The 21,110-nt window shown below is 40.0% G+C and carries 24 protein-coding genes, 1 riboswitch and 1 other annotated feature; of the genes, 9 read left to right on the top strand and 15 right to left on the bottom strand.

Annotation, left to right across the window (positions count from 1 at the left end; genetic code table 11):
• Positions 1 to 98: 98 nt before the first annotated feature.
• The gene (gene pckA, locus ACYX4O_RS15995; protein ID WP_476352156.1) at positions 99 to 1,688 is read left to right on the top strand and encodes a phosphoenolpyruvate carboxykinase (ATP); all 1,590 of its coding nucleotides are present in this window, start codon (positions 99 to 101) and stop codon (positions 1,686 to 1,688) included.
• A gap of 65 nt (positions 1,689 to 1,753) precedes the next feature.
• Here the strand turns inward: pckA and ACYX4O_RS16000 are convergent, their stop codons facing one another.
• Positions 1,754 to 2,530 (bottom strand): alpha/beta hydrolase family protein, encoded by a 777-nt coding sequence (locus tag ACYX4O_RS16000; RefSeq protein WP_476352158.1) that lies wholly within the window; start codon positions 2,528 to 2,530, stop codon positions 1,754 to 1,756.
• A gap of 93 nt (positions 2,531 to 2,623) precedes the next feature.
• On the opposite strand from ACYX4O_RS16000, the gene ACYX4O_RS16005 reads away from it, so the two are divergent.
• From ACYX4O_RS16005 to ACYX4O_RS16015, 3 genes are read left to right on the top strand one after another with little or no spacing between them, the layout of a single operon-like run.
• On the top strand, positions 2,624 to 3,613 hold the full coding sequence (locus tag ACYX4O_RS16005) for an ABC transporter substrate-binding protein (protein WP_476357173.1): 990 nt from the start codon (positions 2,624 to 2,626) through the stop codon (positions 3,611 to 3,613).
• A 15-nt stretch (positions 3,614 to 3,628) separates the two neighbouring features.
• Complete coding sequence (locus ACYX4O_RS16010) at positions 3,629 to 4,402, top strand: ABC transporter ATP-binding protein (RefSeq protein ID WP_476352160.1); 774 nt, start codon at positions 3,629 to 3,631, stop codon at positions 4,400 to 4,402.
• A 55-nt stretch (positions 4,403 to 4,457) separates the two neighbouring features.
• Positions 4,458 to 5,195 (top strand): ABC transporter permease, encoded by a 738-nt coding sequence (locus tag ACYX4O_RS16015; RefSeq protein WP_476357175.1) that lies wholly within the window; start codon positions 4,458 to 4,460, stop codon positions 5,193 to 5,195.
• A gap of 36 nt (positions 5,196 to 5,231) precedes the next feature.
• Here the strand turns inward: ACYX4O_RS16015 and ytkD are convergent, their stop codons facing one another.
• The gene (ytkD, locus tag ACYX4O_RS16020) at positions 5,232 to 5,708 is read right to left on the bottom strand and encodes an RNA deprotection pyrophosphohydrolase (RefSeq protein WP_476352162.1); all 477 of its coding nucleotides are present in this window, start codon (positions 5,706 to 5,708) and stop codon (positions 5,232 to 5,234) included.
• Between the two features lie 38 nt (positions 5,709 to 5,746).
• On the bottom strand, positions 5,747 to 6,337 hold the full coding sequence (locus ACYX4O_RS16025; protein ID WP_476352164.1) for a hypothetical protein: 591 nt from the start codon (positions 6,335 to 6,337) through the stop codon (positions 5,747 to 5,749).
• Positions 6,338 to 6,441: 104 nt separating this feature from the next.
• Here ACYX4O_RS16025 and ACYX4O_RS16030 point away from each other — a divergent pair, with 104 nt between their 5' ends.
• Positions 6,442 to 7,278 (top strand): DUF6612 family protein, encoded by an 837-nt coding sequence (locus ACYX4O_RS16030; protein WP_476352166.1) that lies wholly within the window; start codon positions 6,442 to 6,444, stop codon positions 7,276 to 7,278.
• Between the two features lie 42 nt (positions 7,279 to 7,320).
• Here the strand turns inward: ACYX4O_RS16030 and ACYX4O_RS16035 are convergent, their stop codons facing one another.
• On the bottom strand, positions 7,321 to 7,680 hold the full coding sequence (locus ACYX4O_RS16035; RefSeq protein WP_476352168.1) for a hydrolase: 360 nt from the start codon (positions 7,678 to 7,680) through the stop codon (positions 7,321 to 7,323).
• 125 nt (positions 7,681 to 7,805) lie between these two features.
• Between ACYX4O_RS16035 and ACYX4O_RS16040 the strand changes: the two genes are divergently transcribed.
• Complete coding sequence (locus tag ACYX4O_RS16040; protein WP_476352170.1) at positions 7,806 to 8,063, top strand: DUF6154 family protein; 258 nt, start codon at positions 7,806 to 7,808, stop codon at positions 8,061 to 8,063.
• Between the two features lie 103 nt (positions 8,064 to 8,166).
• On the opposite strand, the gene ACYX4O_RS16045 is transcribed toward ACYX4O_RS16040, so the two are convergent.
• Genes ACYX4O_RS16045 through ACYX4O_RS16060 form a run of 4 tightly spaced genes read right to left on the bottom strand, consistent with a single transcriptional unit; the run spans position 8,167 to position 11,795 of the window.
• The gene (locus tag ACYX4O_RS16045; RefSeq protein ID WP_476352172.1) at positions 8,167 to 8,913 is read right to left on the bottom strand and encodes a hypothetical protein; all 747 of its coding nucleotides are present in this window, start codon (positions 8,911 to 8,913) and stop codon (positions 8,167 to 8,169) included.
• On the bottom strand, positions 8,894 to 9,724 hold the full coding sequence (locus ACYX4O_RS16050) for an ABC transporter ATP-binding protein (RefSeq protein ID WP_476352174.1): 831 nt from the start codon (positions 9,722 to 9,724) through the stop codon (positions 8,894 to 8,896). The genes ACYX4O_RS16045 and ACYX4O_RS16050 overlap by 20 nt, the downstream gene beginning before the upstream one ends.
• A gap of 14 nt (positions 9,725 to 9,738) precedes the next feature.
• Positions 9,739 to 10,794: a FecCD family ABC transporter permease gene (locus tag ACYX4O_RS16055; protein ID WP_476352176.1), complete on the bottom strand. Its 1,056-nt coding sequence runs from the start codon at positions 10,792 to 10,794 to the stop codon at positions 9,739 to 9,741.
• A complete protein-coding gene (locus ACYX4O_RS16060; RefSeq protein ID WP_476352179.1) occupies positions 10,791 to 11,795 on the bottom strand; it encodes a FecCD family ABC transporter permease in 1,005 nt (334 codons plus the stop codon). The genes ACYX4O_RS16055 and ACYX4O_RS16060 overlap by 4 nt, the downstream gene beginning before the upstream one ends.
• A gap of 179 nt (positions 11,796 to 11,974) precedes the next feature.
• Between ACYX4O_RS16060 and ACYX4O_RS16065 the strand changes: the two genes are divergently transcribed.
• Both ACYX4O_RS16065 and ACYX4O_RS16070 read left to right on the top strand, forming a co-directional pair.
• Positions 11,975 to 12,943: an ABC transporter substrate-binding protein gene (locus ACYX4O_RS16065; protein ID WP_476352181.1), complete on the top strand. Its 969-nt coding sequence runs from the start codon at positions 11,975 to 11,977 to the stop codon at positions 12,941 to 12,943.
• A gap of 171 nt (positions 12,944 to 13,114) precedes the next feature.
• Positions 13,115 to 13,786, top strand: coding sequence for a serine/threonine protein kinase (locus ACYX4O_RS16070; protein ID WP_476352182.1), 672 nt, complete (start codon positions 13,115 to 13,117; stop codon positions 13,784 to 13,786).
• An 86-nt stretch (positions 13,787 to 13,872) separates the two neighbouring features.
• On the opposite strand, the gene ACYX4O_RS16075 is transcribed toward ACYX4O_RS16070, so the two are convergent.
• Both ACYX4O_RS16075 and fosB read right to left on the bottom strand, forming a co-directional pair.
• Complete coding sequence (locus ACYX4O_RS16075; RefSeq protein WP_476352183.1) at positions 13,873 to 14,499, bottom strand: YpjP family protein; 627 nt, start codon at positions 14,497 to 14,499, stop codon at positions 13,873 to 13,875.
• Positions 14,500 to 14,624: 125 nt separating this feature from the next.
• Positions 14,625 to 15,074 (bottom strand): metallothiol transferase FosB, encoded by a 450-nt coding sequence (fosB, locus tag ACYX4O_RS16080; RefSeq protein WP_476352185.1) that lies wholly within the window; start codon positions 15,072 to 15,074, stop codon positions 14,625 to 14,627.
• Positions 15,075 to 15,179: 105 nt separating this feature from the next.
• Between fosB and ACYX4O_RS16085 the strand changes: the two genes are divergently transcribed.
• Positions 15,180 to 15,656: a hypothetical protein gene (locus ACYX4O_RS16085; protein ID WP_476352187.1), complete on the top strand. Its 477-nt coding sequence runs from the start codon at positions 15,180 to 15,182 to the stop codon at positions 15,654 to 15,656.
• Positions 15,657 to 15,824: 168 nt separating this feature from the next.
• On the opposite strand, the gene fabI is transcribed toward ACYX4O_RS16085, so the two are convergent.
• The 5 genes from fabI to ACYX4O_RS16110 form a co-directional block, all read right to left on the bottom strand.
• Positions 15,825 to 16,604 carry an enoyl-ACP reductase FabI gene (fabI, locus tag ACYX4O_RS16090; RefSeq protein WP_476352189.1) on the bottom strand — a complete coding sequence of 260 codons (780 nt, stop codon included), beginning with the start codon at positions 16,602 to 16,604 and terminating at the stop codon, positions 15,825 to 15,827.
• A 357-nt stretch (positions 16,605 to 16,961) separates the two neighbouring features.
• Positions 16,962 to 17,609, bottom strand: a complete 648-nt coding sequence (locus ACYX4O_RS16095) for a peroxiredoxin-like family protein (protein ID WP_476352191.1) — start codon at positions 17,607 to 17,609, stop codon at positions 16,962 to 16,964.
• 87 nt (positions 17,610 to 17,696) lie between these two features.
• The gene (locus ACYX4O_RS16100; RefSeq protein WP_476352193.1) at positions 17,697 to 18,569 is read right to left on the bottom strand and encodes an EamA family transporter; all 873 of its coding nucleotides are present in this window, start codon (positions 18,567 to 18,569) and stop codon (positions 17,697 to 17,699) included.
• 74 nt (positions 18,570 to 18,643) lie between these two features.
• Positions 18,644 to 19,759 (bottom strand): NAD(P)/FAD-dependent oxidoreductase, encoded by a 1,116-nt coding sequence (locus ACYX4O_RS16105; RefSeq protein WP_476352195.1) that lies wholly within the window; start codon positions 19,757 to 19,759, stop codon positions 18,644 to 18,646.
• Between the two features lie 108 nt (positions 19,760 to 19,867).
• On the bottom strand, positions 19,868 to 20,338 hold the full coding sequence (locus ACYX4O_RS16110; protein ID WP_476352197.1) for an acyl-CoA thioesterase: 471 nt from the start codon (positions 20,336 to 20,338) through the stop codon (positions 19,868 to 19,870).
• 185 nt (positions 20,339 to 20,523) lie between these two features.
• Positions 20,524 to 20,705: riboswitch (cobalamin riboswitch) on the bottom strand.
• A 194-nt stretch (positions 20,706 to 20,899) separates the two neighbouring features.
• Positions 20,900 to 21,108: a binding site (T-box leader), on the top strand.
• The last annotated feature ends 2 nt before the right edge of the window (positions 21,109 to 21,110 follow it).

A 21,110-nucleotide genomic window follows, 5' to 3' on the forward strand; every position in this document is an offset into this window, starting at 1 on the left:
GAAAAGGTTAGATCTCAACTCGGATACGTCATTAAGATTGATTTTATTATGTACACTATCAAAGACAAAAAATATTAAATAAAGGCAGGTTCTTGAGCATGAATACGGTGAATCAAGCGTCCATAATTAAAGAATTACTTACACAACCTAATGTATCAACCAATTTGTGTGTGGGAGAACTCGTTGAAAAGGTTCTTCAACGTAACGAGGGGACACTCACAGCTACAGGAGCGATCAGAGCCGAAACAGGACGTTACACCGGCCGATCCCCTCAAGATAAGTTCATTGTAAAAGACGAGGTTTCAAAGGACACAGTTGATTGGGGATCGGTGAACCAACCCATATCGGAAGCAATCTTTGAAAACCTATATCATAAAGTCGTAGATTTTCTGAAAGAAAAAGAAGAAGTATTTATTTTCAACGGATTTGCAGGAGCAGATGAACGTTACCGTTTACCCATTCAAGTCATCAATGAATTTGCTTGGCATAACTTGTTCGCCCACCAACTTTTCATACGCCCTACTGAGGATGAATTGGCCGAACATGTAAGCGAATTCACAATAGTGTCAGCTCCTTCCTTTAAAGCAGATCCCGCTCAAGATGGCACACGTTCCGAAGCCTTTATTATGGTGTCGTTTAAGCATCGTGTGATCCTGATCGGGGGAACTGAATATGCTGGTGAAATTAAGAAATCAATCTTTTCCGTTATGAACTATCTTCTACCCGAGAGTGATGTTTTACCAATGCATTGTTCAGCTAACGTAGGGAAAGAAGGCGACGTAGCTTTATTCTTTGGACTCTCTGGTACGGGGAAGACTACCCTGTCTGCTGATCCAGAGCGTCGACTAATCGGGGATGATGAACATGGTTGGTCTAACCGCGGCGTCTTCAACATTGAAGGTGGATGTTATGCAAAGTGCATTAACCTTTCCGAGGAAAACGAGCCTCAAATCTATAAAGCCATTCGATTTGGATCTGTACTTGAGAATGTGATCTTGCACCCCGGCACAAGAGAACCGGATTATGAGGATACAAGTCTAACAGAAAACACACGCGCAGCTTATCCAATTCAGAATATCCACAATATCGTTGAACCTAGTATCGCTGGTCATCCCAATTCAATCATTTTCTTAACAGCTGATGCTTTTGGTGTTTTGCCACCGATTAGTAAACTTACTAAAGAACAGGCAATGTACCATTTCCTTAGTGGTTACACAAGCAAACTAGCAGGAACGGAACGTGGCGTTACCAGTCCAGAAGCAACGTTCTCTACGTGCTTTGGTTCTCCATTCCTTCCAAGACATGCTTCAACGTATGCAGAAATGCTTGGGGAGAAAATAGATCAATTTAATTCGAACGTCTTCCTGGTGAATACAGGATGGACCGGCGGAGCGTACGGAGAGGGCCATCGTATGAAACTTAGTCATACTCGCTCTATGATTCATGCTGCACTTGAAGGTGAGCTTAACTCCACCGAAACCGTAATAGACCCTATTTTTGGATTAGAAATACCAGCCCATTGTCCTGGTGTTCCAGACGATGTGCTGATTCCAAAACGCACATGGAAAGATGAAGCACAGTATGAAGAAAAAGCTCATGAACTTGCTACTAAATTTCATGAGAACTTTAAGAAATTCGACGGGGTTAGTGAAGAAATACGCAATTCAGGCCCTACATTTAGAAAATAACTATTGCTCCCACATCTCCAAATTAATATAAAAAAACGGCTATCCCTAAAAAGGGGTAGCCGTTTTTATTTCTTTAGCCAATCTGTTAATTGCTTAACAGTATGCCGATTTACTTGGGGCGGAAAGTAATGATCTAAATCGTAATAAATCCAGCTTGTATGGGGGATGTCGTTCATTTGCAATTCCTCCTCTAACATCCTGGCATGTTCAACTGATACATTTTCATCCTTAGCTCCATGAATAATGCACACAGGAGTTTCTAATTTATTTATAGACTTTAGCGGTGTTCTCGCCTCAAATCTTTCTGGATATTTATTAGGACTCCCCCCAACAACACGCTTGAGCATCTTTCTCAGATCAACACGTTCTTGGTAAGTTAGAGCCACATCCGTCACCCCACCCCAGCAAGCAACTTTATGAATACCAGGAACCTCAAGAGCCGTCCAAAGACCCATAACTCCACCTCGAGAGAAACCGAACACATTCACTTCTTCATTCACCATAGGATGATTAAAAAGGATCCTTGCCCCATTATGTCCGTCTTTACGATCACTTAAGGCAAAATCTTCTCTACCTTCCCCTCCCATATTGCCACGATAGCATGGTGCAAAGACAACGAAACCGTGAGACGCAAATTGAACGATTCTACCAATCCGAACTTTACCAACGCCTTTAATACCACCTCGAAGATATAAAAAACCTGGATATTTCCCATTCTCTTTCGGTTCTACTAAAAAACCTTTTACCTTCAACCCTTCACTCCAGTAAGTGACAAGAAACACGTTCAATTTAGGGTGCGGCGAAGGGTATCGTTGTTTAGAAATTATTGTTCCATCTTGCATACAAAAAACTCCTTTATAGGCATTCACACAATTTTAACAGCCACATACGATAACGTATCTATTGAGTTTGATCTTACAGGAGGATTACTCGAAATGAAAAAAATTCGTTTTCTTTTATATGTTTCGTTAGTGGCTTTACTTACATTCCCCTTAGCAGCCTGTTCTCAATCACCCACAACCATTAAGGTAGCAGAAGTGACTCGTTCAATATTCTATGCCCCGCAGTATGTGGCACTTGAAAAGGGTTTTTTTGAGGATGAGGGGCTTGATGTGGAGATAAACACTACTTGGGGCGGAGATAAGACGATGACCACACTTCTATCTGATGGCGCAGACATTGCCCTTGTAGGTTCTGAAACATCCATTTACGTTTATGCCAGAGGGGCCTCAGACCCTGTTATTAACGTTGCGCAGTTAACTCAAACAGATGGAACATTCCTTGTCGCACGAGAGGAGCAACCAGAATTTAAGTGGGAAGATCTAAACGGAAGCACCTTCCTCGGTCAACGTAAAGGCGGAATGCCGCAAATGGTTGGGGAATACGTTTTGAAGGAACAAGGGATTGATCCAAAAGAAGACCTAACCTTAATTCAAAATGTAGATTTCGCTAACATCCCAAATGCCTTTGCTTCCGGCACAGGTGATTATGTACAGCTATTTGAACCAACAGCAAGTATTTTTGAACGAGAAGGAAAAGGTCATATCGTTGCTTCATTTGGCGAAGAGTCAGGGCACGTACCTTACACAGTCTTTATGACAAAGAACAGTTTCTTAGAAGAGAATCCAGGAGAAATGGAGAAGTTTACTCGTGCTATTTACAAAGCTCAGCAGTGGGTTCAGGAACACTCGGCCGGGGAGATTGCTGACGTCATTCAACCTTATTTCGAAGACACGGAGATTGATTTAATTGAAACTGTAGTAGATCGCTATAAAAGCCAAGGATCTTATGCAGAAAATCCAGTACTCGATGAGGAAGAATGGAACAACCTAAAGGCGATTATGAAAGAAGCAGGAGAACTGCCTGCAGACGTGGACCATGACACGCTTGTAAATACAAGTATTGCCGAAGACGTAATGAAATAAAAAGGAGTGTGGAAAATGACTTTCCTCAGCCTAAACCATGTCACCCATCAATACTTTTCTAAACAAGGGTTTACGAAAGCTATTGAAGATGTCTCGCTTTCCATTGAGGAAGGACAGTTTGTTTCCTTCCTTGGCCCTAGTGGCTGTGGAAAGACGACACTTCTATCCATCATAGCAGGGCTTTTAATTCCCACAGAGGGAACCGTAACTATTCAGCAACAACCTAGTTCAAATACCAATATTGGATATATGCTACAACAGGATTACTTATTTCCATGGAAGACGATTCAAGAAAATGTGCTCCTTGGCCCTCACATTCAAGGTAACATCACGGAAATGAAGAAAGAGAAAGCCATTCAGATTTTAGGAGAAATCGGCCTTGAAAGCGTCGTTAAATCTTATCCTAATCAACTTTCAGGCGGGATGCGTCAAAGGGCTGCTTTAGCACGGACCTTAATGACAGATCCTAAGTTATTACTTCTTGATGAACCATTTTCCGCATTAGACTATCAAACGAAATTAAAACTCGAGAATTTGGTCTTTCAGATGCTAAAGCAATATGGAAAAACCTCCTTATTGGTTACCCACGATATCGGAGAAGCGATCGCTATGAGCGATACTGTTTACGTCCTTAAAGCAAGCCCAGGTAGAATCGCGAAAACATTTCAAGTCCCTGATCATTTACGTACGTTAACACCTTTTGAAGCAAGACAGCACGCTGATTTCAATGACCTATTTCAAACCATATGGAAGGAGCTAGATCAGCTTGAATCGGAATCCATCAACTGATGAAGCGCGTTTTCAGCAACATGTAAAGAACCTCCAAAAAGAAAAGCGTTCAATAATGATATGGCAATTGATTATATTTACTAGCTTCTTTAGCCTTTGGGAAATCAGCAGTCGCCTCAAGTGGGTCGACCCACTCCTTTTTAGTTCTCCATCTAAAATTGGTGATTTGCTTTTAGCTAAAATCACTGATGGTTCAATCTTCATGCATATGCGAGTCACGTTTTTAGAAACAGTAGCAGGCTTCTTGCTTGGAACAGCTCTAGGTATTTTGTTAGCTGCTACTCTATGGTGGTTTCCAAAAATATCTAAAATCATTGATCCTTATCTTGTTATTTTAAATGCAATGCCTAAGGTAGCACTAGGACCGATTATTATCGTTGCGCTAGGACCGGGCTATTTCTCTATCATCGCAATGGGAGCCATCATTTCCGTCATCATTACAACTATTGTTGTGTATTCAGCATTCCAAGGTGTGGATAGAAATTACGTTAAAGTTCTTAAAAGCTTTGGTGCGAATAGGTTCCAAATTTTCAAAGAAGCTATACTCCCCGCTTCCTTCCCGACGATTATATCCACCTTCAAAGTAAATGTTGGGCTCTCATGGGTTGGAGTAATCGTTGGTGAGTTCCTCGTATCTCAAAAAGGGTTAGGGTACTTGATCATTTACGGCTTCCAAGTATTTGATTTCACACTAGTCCTTGCAAGCCTGATAATTATTGCAATTTTTGCTGCTATCATGTACCACCTTGTGGAACGGTTGGAGCGAAAGTTGATAAGGGGATCAACTCAATAAATGCGTAGCCAATAAAAAAACTCAGCATCTCGGAGACTAATCCAAGAGCTGAGTTTTCTTAATGTAGTCTAAACTGTGAGGTAGTACCTCATCCTTCATCATAAAACTAAACTGAGTGTTCCGCTCTAACCCTTTTGGTAAGGTATCTAAGCATACAGGACCTTTTGTTTCGAAATAGCTATCCTGTTTCGTGAGGTTCGAAATGGTTGCAAAATAAATATTCTTTATAATACAACCGCCTTTACCATCCACATGATACTGACCGATATAAGATAAGGCTTCAACCTCTCCCCCAGTCTCTTCCATGACTTCACGAACCGCTGCTTGTTCCGGAGTCTCTCCTTCTTCTACCTTCCCACCGGGAAATTCGATTCCTCGATCTTTATGCTCGGTAAGTAGCCATTTTCCGTTATAACGACTAATAACCCATACATGTTTTGGGTGATCAGAAAAAGGATGATCGGTAAAAGAAAGCTTCACTTCATTATGGTAATAATCATAAAACGTAATCAATAACGATCAACTGCCTTTATTGCTTCATTTCCTATTCACTATGAATGGTTTACTCCATCAATAATCCAACCTTCATCTGTATGAGCAAAAACAAATGAAACCGTGTACTTTCCATAGAGCTCACTTGTGTTATGTTGAGTAACGGCTATACGTCCATCCTCTAAAGTTTCAGTTGTGTAAGGTTCACTTTCTTGAAACCAAGGTGGTGTATCAGTTGGAAGGATATACAGTCCATTATTATATTCTTTATAATAAAAATCAACATATTCCTTTGCAACAGATTTATTTGCTATGGATGAAAACGACTCAATTAATTCCTCTTTGCTATCATATGCCACTACACGAGCGTCTTGATTGGACTTTTGTACAAGTTGATCCATAAAATTACTAGTAACTGATGTTATAATTTTTTCTGTTAAGGCCTCTTTTTGCTGATCTTTATTGGAAGAAGTTGTTAATTCAGGTTTCTGTTGCTGTTTTTGGTGGAAAGTTATCTCTGTATGACCGGTATGATCAGATCCAGATAATTGGTCCTGCGCATTTAGCGAATTAGGCTGTTGATTTGATATCACTACGAGTAACGCTACCAAAATAATAGGAATGATTGCAATTGACTTACCTAGGTTCATATCTGTTGCCCCCTGTTTCTTATGGTGTGTTAGTAACCTATTTCCTTTTTGCAGCACGAAATAAACTCAAATTCAACTAATTTGATTCTAAGGAGAGAGTAATTATGAAAAAACATGTACAACTCTGGTCAGCTTTATGCTTTATTCTGGTCATCACGATAGGATGTTCTGGTCAGTCTGAAGAAAGCGGAGCAGAAGGGGAGACCACTGAAGAGAATAAAGACCTTTCTGCTGTAGAAGTTTATGAGAAATCATTAGAAGCCACAGAAGAGCTAAAAAGCTTTTCATTAGCTACTGATATTCAACAGTCAGTTAGCATGGGCGAACAAGAAGAGCAAAAGATAGAGATGTCTTCAGAAGGCGATTTCACCATGGACCCTCTTTCTTATCACCTAGTAACAGAAGCTATGGGACAAAACATCGAGATGTACTATATTCAGGATGGCCTTTATTTTAAAGATCCAAACAGCGGAAATTGGCTTAAAGGCCCAAAAGACTTAATTAATCAGTTTAGTCAGGCAGGTACAATGCAACAAAGCCCAGAAAAACAACTTGATATGCTACAGGATTATTCAGACAGTCTAACAATGGACGAAACAGAGGATGGCTACGTCATACATTTAGAAGCCAATGAGGAAGATATGAAGCAGTTCATCGAAAAGGCTTTATCAAACGGTGGGGCAGTCCCAAAAAATACAATAGAACAATTCACGATCGATCATTTGGCCTTTGACCTTACAATCAGTAAAGATCAATACTATCCAAAATTAATAGATATGAAGATGGATATTTCAATGGAGCAACAAGGTAACACAGTCTCCGTTAAACAAGAGATTCAATCAACATACGACGAGTACAATGAAATTGAGGAAGTTCGTATTCCAGAAGATGTGAAAGAAAACGCAGAAGATATAAGCAATATTCAAGGAACAACCCCATAACACAGAACAAGAGGTCGCTAATTAGCGACCTCTTGTTTTCCGTTAGGTTAAGGGATTCTCTTCTCCATAGATCTTATCAGAATCTTCGTCGTGATCCATTCCTATTGACTTAATGAACTCCTTCGTTTCGTCGTCGCCCAACTCGTAAATCATTTTGTAAGCTTCGCGCATGGAGTAGTCATAATCATCATTTTGTGAGTCCTCAGAATAATGGCGAAAAGGGATATGTGACCTCCAAAACGATCGCTCATCTGCACTAAATACCTCGTTAAGTACTTGGCGTAGTCTGAACATCTCCTCTTCTGTTGCCTGAATAGTAAATACGTCATTATTCCCATCACGAATTTGTGAAATCTCTTGAGAACCAAGGTTAATATAAAACGTTCGCTTTTTATTTTCCATTAACTTCACCCTCCTATTCTATACTTTTTGCACTTATTTAACGAATTATGAACAACATTTAAAAAAAGCCGCATAAGGTAATGAACAAAGATAGACTTTTGAGATTGAGGGAAAGGAAGTTGATTATGAAATTCGCTGATAGCTTATCTGAACTTTATAAGAAATATTTTGAAACGGATGATTACTTACCTCTATTTGTCCACTCTATTATTGAGCAGATGGACCACAAAGATTTGCTTCAAATTGTTAAACAATGCCAAGAAGAGGAGCTTCAGGAATTCGTAGCAAGTTATATTATCGAAAGAATGAAAAGGGCTTCTACAAATTCCATCACCCCTCCTTCGTCTTATTCTACTAATAATCCACAGAAGAAAGCTTTATAATTTATTTTTTTGAACGAACACAAACTCCTAATCCCCCTTCATGTGTCCCTAATTCCAATGCCAGGTGGATGGAATCCTCACCTTTCCATCCACCTCATGTGTTTCAGTTTTTTAGAAGCGGACAGACTTTGCAATAGGAATGCTCATTATTCAATTGGTAGGTCAAACAACAGAACCGCCGCTTCTCCTCTCCCTTTTCTTTACGTAAGGCGAGATCAGTAATAGGGTTCTGTTTTTGTTGGAATACCCTTCCTTCTATACTACGTATAGTTCGGTAGTCCTGCAATACAGTATTCGCTTGCTCTTTGTTAACAATTTCATAAGCAAACTGTTCATAAAACCAGTATACATAAGTAGCGAAGTTTTCCCACATTGTCTTCATGGGTAGCTTTGTTACTTCTCTCACTGTTTTGAATATCGGTAAGACCATGGTTTCAATCATTACGTTGAAATAGTGTGTTACAGTCTTTTCTCTTTCATTATTTTCTATGAGCAGGGTTCGACGTGACTCATTGCTCCATTTGGGAAACCAACTTTTTTGGTCATCCAAGCGAATCAACTTCTTATCCTCCACATCTACTACAGGCAATTTTGAATGAAGAGTCATAGGGGCAAGCATACCCGTTACAAAATAATAACCTAGCCTTTTCGTAATCATAGAAGCAGTAGCGATTGAAGAATCGGACTCTATAAATGAATCAACCTGTTTAAGTATTTCCTTTAATTGCTTCACATCCCTAAAAGCATCTAGTGAAATCTCTTCCAACCGTTGCTCTCCGGTATGGTAAGTTGGATGATAGTACCGAAAATGATGATGTAATACATCAATTTCATCCAACGTTAGGTTCATTAGACATCACACTTTCCTTAATTAAACAACGACCACGCCCATAAGGAATGCACATTGGTGTCCCAAAGATGGGGTCACTCGTAACGTTACAGGTCATGCTAAACACATCTTGAACAAACTTACACGTCACGATTTCTTCTGGTTTACCTTGAGCGTAAACTGTTTGATCTTTCAAGGCCACGATGTTATGAGCATATCGAGAGGCTAAATTCAGGTCATGAAGAACCATAACAACGGTTCTCCCTTCTCTTTCATTCAGCTCAAACAAAAGGTCGAGTATTTCAATTTGATACGTCATATCCAAGTAAGTCGTCGGCTCATCAAGTAAAATGATATCCGTATCCTGTGCAAGAGTCATCGCAATCCAAGCTCGCTGTCGCTGCCCACCTGATAACGAATCAACCGTTCTCTCTTTCAACTCTTCAAGATTCGTGTCTCGAAGAGCTTGCTCGACTGCATCTTCATCATCTTGCGACCATTGCTTGAACCAGTTCTGGTATGGGTAACGACCTTGTTTAACTAGTTGTAGCACCGTTAATCCTTCTGGGGTCACTGGACTCTGAGGAAGGATTGCAAGTTGCTGCGCTACTGATTTGGTGGACATTTTCGAAATGGCCTTCCCATCCAAAACCACGTTTCCACTGTGTGGCTTCAATAAACGAGCCATTGAACGGAGGAGGGTAGATTTTCCGCAACCGTTTCCTCCAACGAAGACTGTAATCTCTCCCTTTGGTACCTCTATATTTAAATCATTAAGAATTGTCTTCTCTCCATAGCCAAGCGTTACATGATCTGTTCTTAAATTATTCATGTCTACCTCTCCTTTTAAGCCCGCTTATTTGAAAATAATAAAAAGATAAAATAGGGAGCACCGATTGTAGCTGTAAATACACCAGCAGGAACAATGCTAGGCAAGAAAAGTGTACGCCCAATTAGGTCAGCTCCTATCACCAGAATCGCTCCAATAAGTCCTGATAGGGGTAACAGGGCTCCATACGAAGAACCTACAAGTCTTCTTGCTATATGCGGCGCCATTAAACCAACAAAGCCAACCCCTCCAGCGAAAGAAACCGCAATACCAGCTAGTGCTGTGCTTACTAACAAGAAAAGGAAGCGATCCCGTTGCAAGTGAGAACCTACTCCAGCAGCTAGTTCTTCTCCGAGCTCTTGTACGTTAATCCTTCTTGAAAGTAACAAGGATACAAAGACAAGAACAAGAATAGAAGGGACAATGATCTTTACTTGGTCCCAATTTGCTCCATATACACTTCCGGTTAACCAAACATTGGCTTGTGAGGCACGGTAAATAGGACCTACGATCATTAACGTATTCGTTATGGCTTGAGTAAGAGCAGAAAGTCCGATACCAATTAATATGATTCTCATCGGTGAGACACCATTTTTATAAGCTAATAAATAAACAAAGATACCTACTAAGCTCGCACCTATAAATGCCGCAACCGGCATCCAATGAATACTGACTGTTAAAGAATCGGTCTCATCGCTAAATAGCGTTAAGAATAATACCACCGCTACAGCACCACCACCTGATATCCCGATAATATCAGGAGACGCAAGAGGGTTTCGAATCATCCCCTGAAGGATAGCACCGCTTAAAGCAAGGCCTACCCCGACAAACAGAGCCACAATGATTCGCGGGAGTCTCAATGTTTCAATGATTAAATTCTGTACATCCGTTCCTCCACCGAAGAATACTGTGATCGTATCAAATGGTGGAATAAATGTTTCTCCTAATGACCCAGCCATTATAAATAAAACGCATAACAATCCTAAAAATAGGCTAAAATACGTCAAAGCCCGTTTTTCAAGAAAAAAGGATATTTGATCTTTTTTGGAGCGTATCTTTACATATTTACTCATGTTGATTTCAATCCTTTTCGGGCAATATAAATAAAGAATGGAGTACCAATTATTGCCGTCATAACTCCGACAGGTACTTCTTCTGGCATAATAATATATCTAGCACTAATATCAGCTAACAGTAAGAGAATTCCGCCTAATACGGCGCAATACGGCAAGATCCACCTATGATCATACCCGACAATGTATCTTGCAAAATGGGGTACAACAATCCCAATAAATCCAATAGGTCCTGCAATTGCTACTGCTCCTCCAGACAGGAGAACAGTAAGAACTCCAGCTGACACTTTTATATAAGCTGTCTTTTGCCCCAGACCTTTTGCCAGATCTTCTCCCATTGTTAATATATTCAAATGCTTACCGATTAAAAATGTACCGATCCAGCCTACTAGAATGTAAGGGGAAAGTTGTTGCAAGTAATCAAGGCTTCTTCCTTGTACACTTCCAGCTAGCCAAAAGAGCACTTCGTCTAAGGCTTTTTCATTTAAAACAAGAATACCTTGAGTTAATGATGAGAATAATGCAGCAATAGCTGCTCCCGCCAGCGTTAAGCGCACAGGAGTTAATCCTTCTTTTCCTATTGAACCTATGGCATATACAATAGTCGCAGCAACCGCTGCACCTGCAAATGATACCCAAGCCATCATTCCAAGGGGAAGAGATTGAAAGACAGCAATAGCCATAACCACGAAAAATGAAGCACCTGCATTCACACCAAAGATTTGAGGAGAGGCGAGTGGATTTCTGGTTAAAGCTTGAAGTAAAGCACCAGCTAAAGCCAGTGATCCTCCCACACATGCTGCAATTAGAACTCTTGGCAATCGCAATGAACGAATTACGATTAACGTGTTATTCTGCTCTTGAGTCGTAAAAGCTTTCCAAGCATCGCTAAACGAAACGTCCGTATATCCAAGAACAAGACTTAGCCCCATACATACCACTAACAGAACAACACTTACCAAAAAACCGATTCCTTTTGTTCTATTCGACTGCAAAACCATATTCTTCCCCTACCTAACGTAACTTACATACTACTCTTACTTACAAGTGTATGGATTCTATTAGGCGCTGTCAACGATTATGAGAATCATTTTCATTTATACTTGACTCCGTTAAAAACTAAGGCTATGATCAATATTAGTTGTAAATGATAACCATACTCAATTAGGAGGACATAACGATGAACAAAAAGCATTTTATACTTAGTTTTATGTTGCTATTGACGATCGGATTACTAGCTGCCTGCGGAACATCTTCAGAAGACTCGTCTTCAAATGATGAAGACAATGGCGCCAACAGTGACTTCGAACCATACACAGTTGAACACGCTATGGGAGAAACAACTGTTAAAGAGAAGCCTGAAAAAGTTGTAATCTTAACGAACGAAGGAACAGAAGCCCTTCTAGCTCTTGGTGTTACACCTGTTGGAGCAGTTCAATCATGGACTGGCGATCCATGGTACGAACATATTAGCGATCGCATGGAAGATGTAGAAGTAGTCGGTACCGAATCAGAAGTCAACATTGAGAAAATCATTTCTTTAGATCCTGACTTAATTATCGGAAATAAATTGCGCCAAGAAAAAATTTATGACCAATTAAATGAGGTTGCCCCTACCATCTTCTCGGAAACCCTTAAAGGGGAATGGCAGGATAACTTTAAAACATACGCCAAAGCTTTAAACATGGAAGCTAAAGGGGAAGAACTCCTATCTGAATACAATGATCGCCTAAACAACTTTGCCGATCAGGCAGGGGACAAACTTGAGCAAGAAGTTTCTGTAGTTCGCTTCCTCCCTGACCACGCCCGTATTTATCAGAAAGACTCTTTCTCAGGGGTTATTCTCAAGCAAATTGGGTTTGAACGTCCGGAATCTCAAGATGTGAACGAATTTATGGAAAAAGCAACGAAAGAACGTATTCCTGCTATGGATGGAGATATCTTGTTCTACTTCACATATGAAACCGGTGATGGTGCTGCTACAGAGCTAGCAGAAGAGTGGATGAACGATCCATTATTCCAAAACCTTGAAGTCGTTCAAGAAGGCAACGTCCACGAAGTAAGTGACGCGATTTGGAATACAGCTGGTGGCTACATTGCTGCAAACGAAATGGTAGATGACCTAGAAGAAATTATATTGAATCAATAACATGTATAAACCGCCTTATGTCTTGTTAGTACGAACAAGCATGGGCGGTTTTATTTGTTTGTTAATCTCCTAACAGCGCATGAGCCCCCCTTAAAAGTCTTATTATTAGGGAATATTGTAAGGAACAGAATCATAGATTAACCAAACACCTTAAAGAAAGGCGTTGGCGCCATGCCTCACCTTGACGTACCTTCAAATATTGACTATATACAAGTGATATCTAATCCTCATAACGAGCCAGTAACCATAAAAGAGATCCCCCCTAGCTTTGAATGTATAGGAGTCGGGACAGACGCAGCCGTTTTCCGTCACAAAGAACAACCACACCTCGCTTATAAAGTTTATGGCGAAGACAAACTCCATAAAAAAGAAAATGAAGAGAGTGTATACAAAACGCTTGGGGCCTCCCCTTACTTCTCTATCTTTTATGGATCGGGGGATCGTTACATTGTCCTTAGTTTTGAAGAAGGATTATCCCTCTACGACTGCCTACTTCGAGGGATGAATATTCCCCCTCAAGCAATAGAAGACGTAGAAAGAGCCCGAGAGTTTGTCATAGCTAAGAATTTAAACCCAAGAGACATCCATTTAAAAAATATACTCTTACAAGACGGACGCGCCAAAGTAATAGATGTATCCGAATACGTTCATGAAGGAAATGATTTCAGATGGGAGTTTTTAAAAAGAGGATACGAGGAATACTACCCTCTTATTAGAGAAAGGCCTATACCCCTCTGGGTCCTAGAAACATGCCGTAAATGGTACAACCAAACAAAAGGTAGCACGTTTCAATTTGAAGACTTTATGCAAAAGATTAAGAAGCTAAATCCTTTTTGGAAGTAACCCTCCCTTTTTAGATAAAATCACAAAAAAGAGCCCAGACGTTACTAAGTCTGGGCTCTTTTTTGTACATTATAATTTTTGGACGGTTAGGACATCCATTTTGGAGGGGTATTTTTATCCCAATACAAGTCAGCAATAGCATAGTGTTTCTCAAACTGATCCTCGCTTACGTGATAATGGAAATTAAACCAATGTCCTTCACCCGGACGATTGTCACGCCTCACATCAAAGCGGGCTAGTTCAGCATTGGTACTAGTGTTATAAACATGGAAGATTTTCTCCCCATAGCCTGGTGCTGGATCTAACGTAATGGCATAATTTGAAACCTCGTCCTCTTCTACTTTCTCCATGACATGTCTCACTTCATCTTCAATATTGTTTAGGATGTCATCCATAAAAATTGGATCGATCTTCTCAACAATACGAGGACCAAGTTTAGTCATCGTTTGTTGTTTAGCAACCTCTCCAAGATTTGAAAGATATTGTTCAGAATCTAACTGAGGAAGATCTTCCGATAAATCAGGAAGATCTAAAAAGTGATCAGAATCAGTTGCATTTGTCGATGATGCTTTTTTCTCTTCTATATTTTCTTTCGGTGAGAAGGCTTTATTCTTTTCTGTTGTCTCTGCATCTAGTGTCGTAGGAGGTACATATAATCCTAGCGTCACAATTGCGGTTAATATGGTAAAGCTTTTCCGAACCCAACGCTTCATAAATAAGCAAACTCCCTTTTATGTACTTTTACAGTTTATTTTTTACTATTCTATCACGAACGAGTTAATTTTCCATCAAACTTTAATCCTTACTTTTCAAACAATCTGTAAATTGAATGCGCTTTCTAAATGTAGAATCTCATATTCCCTTTTTCTTGTCGATAGTAAGCTAAACGATCCTCCAAGGTCCCTGTATGAAACTCAAATTTATGTCCGTCGGGGTCAGTAAAGTAAACGGATTTCTTGTCTAGGTCGTCCCGCTTTCGCCCATTTAAAATCCGAACATGTAATGACTCCAAGTGAGATACCGCCTCTTTGAAATCTTCTTCAGTTACTGTAAACGCTATGTGTGTATAAGATTCTTCTATTTCAGTTCGTGGAATAGTTTCTTCTTTATTCAGAGCAATCCATAACCCATTAAGATCGAAATAAGCAGTCCTTTCTCCCTCTACCAAAAGTGTCGCTCCAAATACCTGTTCATAGAATTTTATGGACTTTTTTATATTTGAAACAGAAAATGTAATATGGTTAATACCTTGTATATTCAAGTCACCACTCCCTTTCTCTTTATACATTTACGATTTAACCTGCATTCCGTTTCATAAAAGTAGCATGTAAAGTGGTGTTTCAAGCATATACTTCCTTCAATAATAGCGTTTATCGTTAAGGAGGGAGTTAGCATGAAAAATCCTGCTTTTATTGCTGTCTTAATCGGGGCAATCGCACAAGCTCTGCTAAATATGTATATCATGGTTTGGACTGTAATCGGATTTTTATTTGCGTTTTTTATAGGCGGATCGTCTTTCTTCATATTTAATGAATATCAGTGGTTTCCTGAACCTGGAGCAAACGAATTTTTGCAATTTGTTAGTACAATGGCGATTTTATTTATGATTTTCGCTGCTATATTCCTTGTAATCAGCTTAACTACCAATGTATTAACCTTCCTTGCAGTTCACTATCTCCGGACAGCTCAAAGACAATCTCGTACACTCATCTTCCTCATTATCGCTACCATCTCACAAGTCGGCTTTGGATTACTCACTCTATTTGAGCCTATTACATGCTCCTTATTCTTCATCACAGCTTTATGTTATTTAACAGGAATCATTCTATTGTATAAAGCGAAACCCTCTACAACAGAAACCACTTCATAATAGAAAGGCTCGAAGCAAAGATATGTCAGTACGGGTGGTTCCGTTACGGTAGAAGTGCCTGGCCCTCCTTACTCTCAACACAGTAAACAAAAACGTTAACCTTAACCGACACTTTTTACAGAGCCAATTGAAAAAGAGGTTCCTTTTGCAGGAACCTCTTTTAAAACTTCACCCCATAATGTGGTAACCAGAATCCACATATATAATTTCTCCTGTTACTCCTCTGGACAAATGACTTAGCAAGGAAAGGGTCATATCACCCACTTCTTCTTGCGTGACATTTCTTTTTAGAGGGGACTCCTCTTCAATCTTATGTAAGATATCATTGAAAGATGGCACACCTTTAGCAGCAAGGGTACGGATTGCTCCAGCAGAAACAGCATTTACTCGAATGTTAGACCCACCTAAGTCTGATGCCAAATATTTCACAGTTGCTTCTAGAGAGGCTTTCGCAACACCCATCACGTTATACCCCTTAACCACCCTTTCTGCCCCTAAGTAACTCATGGCAATAATAGAACCTCCATCTGTCATAAAAGGCTGACTCGCCTTTGCAACAGCAATCATAGAGTATGCACTTGTATCTTGAGCAAACGCATAGCCACTTCGACTTGTTTCAAGGAAAGTTCCTTTTAAATCTTCTGAGTGAGCAAACGCGATGGAATGAACTATACCATGAATGGTCCCGACCTGCTCTCCAATACTTCGAAACGCTTGATCAATGCTTTCATCATTATTTATATCACACTCCACGATGTGAGTTGCTTCTAACTTCTGATCACTAAGCATTTTGACTAATTTTTTATACGAACGTTCTTTTCGATAAGTAAAAATGACATTAGCACCAGCGTTAAAAAGTGACTTTGCAACTCCCCACGCAATACTACGCTCATTTGCTACACCCATTACAACAAAGTTTTTGTCTTTAACTTTTAATAAGTCATTCATCACATTCGCTCCTATTTTTATCTATTTTAGGCTTCAAGAGCCGAAACGCGGAAGTAAGGGAAAACCCAATTCTTAACATATAAGCGTAAAACAATGAAAGCTCATTTCAAACTTTCTTTAGTTGCTTATATTGTATCCTCCCTCACCGTTTAATTATGTTCTATAATTTTCCTATAATTCTATTAAACTAGCAAGTCTATCAGCCAAAAAGTAAAAGCGCTTTCTTTATTTAAAGAAAAGCGCTTTTCCCATTCCTCTAAGCACGAGGACATTCTCTCTAGTATGAGCATTTAACAATCCTACTTTATAATAAATAAGAGCCCTAAAGGAATGATCCCCTGGGCTCTAGTCAACTACTTATAAGCTTTTAAGCTTCTCTACCACTTCAGAAGGTTCCACACGGTCTTTGTAATCAGCTTTTGTATATTCGTAAGCGATTGTTCCGTCTTGTTGGATGATATAGGTAGCAGAAACCGGAAGAGTCCAATTATCATCTCCGTTATGCTTATCTACCTGAAGACCTTTCTCTTTATATACATCTACAAGATAGTCAGGAAGCTGGTAAACTAAATTAAATTGATTAGCCACTTTATTACCTTCATCACTTAAAACATGGTATTGCAGGTCATTTTTCTCTGCAGTAGACAGAGAGTGATCTGGCGTTTCAGGGCTGATCGCAATTAACTGTGCCCCTTCACCATGAATCTCCTCAATTAATTGTTGATAAGCACGAAGCTCCATATTACAGTATGGGCACCATCCTCCACGATAGAAAGTAACAATTGCAGGACCGGATTGGAGTTGCTGGTAAAGATCTACAGAATCTCCTTTAGCATCTGGCAAAGTAAACTCTGGAGCTTTTTCTCCTACACGTAAACCTTTTCCTTGGTTCGAAGATTCAAGTTCGTCAATAGCGCTTTGCATTTTATCTTGAGTATCTTGTGATGCATTGGCTTTAAATTTTTCAATATATTCATTGTATTGTTCTTGCATATTTGTCTTCATTAAAAATCTCTCCTTTAAACCGTTTAGGCTAAGACGCCCAATTAAAGTATAAAGGAAACCACTACTAGACCAAAACAATTTGCATAACTATCCACTCTTAGGTTGAATATTAGGAAAAACAATCCCCACCAAGATTATAGCAACCCCGCACCATTGAATCATGGTAACGTGCTCATTAAGAATCAACATGGACAATAGTACGGCAACAGGTAATTCAGCAGAACCAAGGATGCTACCAAGTGCTGAACCGATTTTTGGCATACCATAAGCAAATAGCAAAGGAGGAATCACAACCCCAAAAAGACCAAGTAAGATCCCTAAATGACCGAAAGATGCAATCACAGTTGGATCTAGGCTTTTACTAAGAACCGGAGAAAAAATCACAACAACGATTATCATACTTCCTGTAACCATATAATAGCTTCTCTGGATAGGAGGAAGTTTAGGCAGAACAGTAGCGTTAGTGAGTATAAATAAAGCAAAAGAAACCGCCGCCAGTAAACCATATATAATCCCAATCACACTCACTCCTGCACTCTCTCCGCTTATTACTCCGCTCGCTAAAATCGTTCCAATCATTAAAATGAGCACACTAAAGGTCGTGACCTTATCAGGAATCTTCCTATAGAGCAAGAATTCTAGTAAAAATCCAATCCAAACAAACTGAAAAAGTAAAATGATGGCGAGCGATGCTTCTGTAGTAACTAGAGAGAGGTAATAAAACACACCAACCAAGCCTGTAGGTATACCTGCAAGCATAAGTTTGATTTTATCTTTTAGTCCGATTTTTTGTTTCCTTTTCGTAAAGAAAACACATACGAATAAAACGGACCAACCAATTAGGAATTGTCCCACAGTAACTAGCGATGTGTCTGCACCGGTTCTATATGCAAGCTTTACTAACGTTGATAACACTCCATACGAACATGCTCCAATAAAAACAGCGATGATATACCGCATTGCTTACTACACCTTCCTTAACTAAAAGATGCACAACCACCTCATTCATGGGGTTGTGCATTTAATAGTAGACTTTATTCCATTGCTCCAGTGACATCATATGGAGTCAAATCAATACCTGATGGACGGCTTAATGCAAGGTTAGCCAATTCAGAACCAAGATAAGGACCACTTGTTAGTCCAGAAGCACCCAAGCCGTTGGCAACAAGTAGGTTATCAAATCCTGGAACATTACCGATGACAGGAAGAAACCCTGGCGTATAAGGGCGAAACCCTACACGGCTCTCAACAAATGTTCCGCTCTTTAAACCAGGCGCGATTGGTAATAACTGCGAGAAAATATCATGAAGTCCACCTGCTGTGACATGAATGTCAAAGTCTTCATTTTCTTCATGAGTTGCCCCTATTACAATCCTCCCGGCCTCAAAAGGAAGAACATATTTATTTGTAGGAGGCATAATAACAGGCCACTCACTTGTATTGGTTTCCGGTAGAGAAAGATGTGCAATCTGAGCTTTTTGAGAAGAGACTAGGAATTGGACGCCAAGAGGCTCTAGCATTTCTTTAGACCAGGCTCCACCGGTCACAATCACTTTCTCTCCAGATAAAAAATCACCATCAACATTGACACCTGTTACACTCCCACCTTTAAAGGAAAGAGTGGCATCTCCATACAAGATACGTGCCCCATGTTTTTGCGCTCCATTTATCAACGCGTTTCTAAGCGCCCTTCCATCCACTCGAGCTCCTCCGCTAACATAAACAGCTGCATACTCTAAAGAGATAGGAGGAAACATTGCTTTCGTCTCCTCATGAGTCAATTTCTTAATTTCTCCTATTTCTGGTGCATCCTCGCGACGTTTTTCAGCGAGCGCAACGATTTTATCAAGCTTTGCATCTTCCGTATGAAGCTTTAGTGCACCCACACGCTTATATCCTGTTTCTGTTTGCCCATCTCTTTCAAGTTCCTGAACCAATTCAGGGTAATACCGAGCACCATTTTTCACTAGCTGATACCAAGCTTTGTTCCTTCGCTGAGAAAGCCAGGGACAAACCATACCTGCTGCAGCATCTGTAGCCTGGCCTGCGTCTTGGCGATCAACCACCGTCACCGGGACTCCTTTTTTAGCTAAATGATAAGCAGTGGAAGCCCCCATAATACCCGAACCAACTACTATATATGACTTCATAATAACACCTATTCCTTCATTTCTTTGTACGCTGTCATTTTACAAGATAATAACCTCAGACTCAATTTCCCACCAATCGACATATTTCCCGGGTAATTTATGAAATGATTAACGAATAGCTGACCGCTTTTTCCGATTCTCTTTCCGAGCAGGTGCCGTTTCGTATAACCGTTTCTCTTCCTGGGTTTCAGCCAAGATAGGTGGAACTAAAACAGGCTTTCCGTCACCATTAACAGCAACCATGGTCAAAAACGATTCTGTCGTTAAGGTTTCTTCGTTCTTAAGTAGATTGTGTGCTTTAACCTTAACATAGACCTCCATAGACGAATTCCCTGTGTAGGTTACGCATGCTTCTAAAGAAAGCGAATCCCCTACCTTTGCTGATGAAAGAAAGTCTACAGAATCAATAGACGCTGTTACTACAGCACAATTAGAATGTTTCATAGCAGTAAGGGCAGCAACCTCATCAATATACGCTAAAATCTTTCCTCCAAAAATAGTGTCTAGGTGATTCGTATCTGGTGGTAACACCAACCTCGTTTGGATAATCCTTGAGTGACTAACTGTTCTTGCTTTCATCCATAACTCCTCCCCTGTAACATCAGTAAAAAGAACACACATGGAGATCCTACACATTATTTCAACGGATGAATTTGAGAATAAAAAAACACCTTCTATAAAGAAGATGTATAAAAAACGCTCAAATAAACTCAGAAATTATCTGAGTTTAACTTAATGTCACATCCTCCTATTACCCGTAGGATTAATTACCTTGCTTTATGGCAGGTCTCCTGACTTTGATTCAACAACTCTTCAGCCCTTCCCGACCTCACAAAAAATCAGTGGATAATCTGAAGCATCTCATCATTACAGTGGCGGGAACCGTGCTGGACTTTCACCAGCTTCCCTTTTCAACTTTTCTGTCACCATAAAGCGCGTATTCAATTTTCCCCATTATACCATAAAATACATATGAAAAATCCATCAGATTACCGGCGTATACTTGCCCTTTTCTATCTCATTCTAAAAATATTAGAAGTATTCATTGCGCCCTGAACTTTTTTCCAATCGCAATATACTTTAAAATGGTTATTGACACCCCCTCATGTTCATGATAAAAATTGAATAACATAATATGAACGAATTGCTTTGAAGGAAAGTAAGTAACTCCTCTGTCCCTGTCTCAGAGAGCTGATGAGTGGTGTGAAATCGGTACAAACAGAGAGAGCGAATTTCATTTCTAGAGCTTCTATGCGTGAGCCATGGACGGTGACGACCGTTATACGTGTAAAGTCATGAAACATTCGTTTCATAACTAGGGTGGTACCGCGATAAAAGTCGCCCCTACATT

Source organism: Pontibacillus sp. ABV4_188 (genome assembly GCF_056311905.1).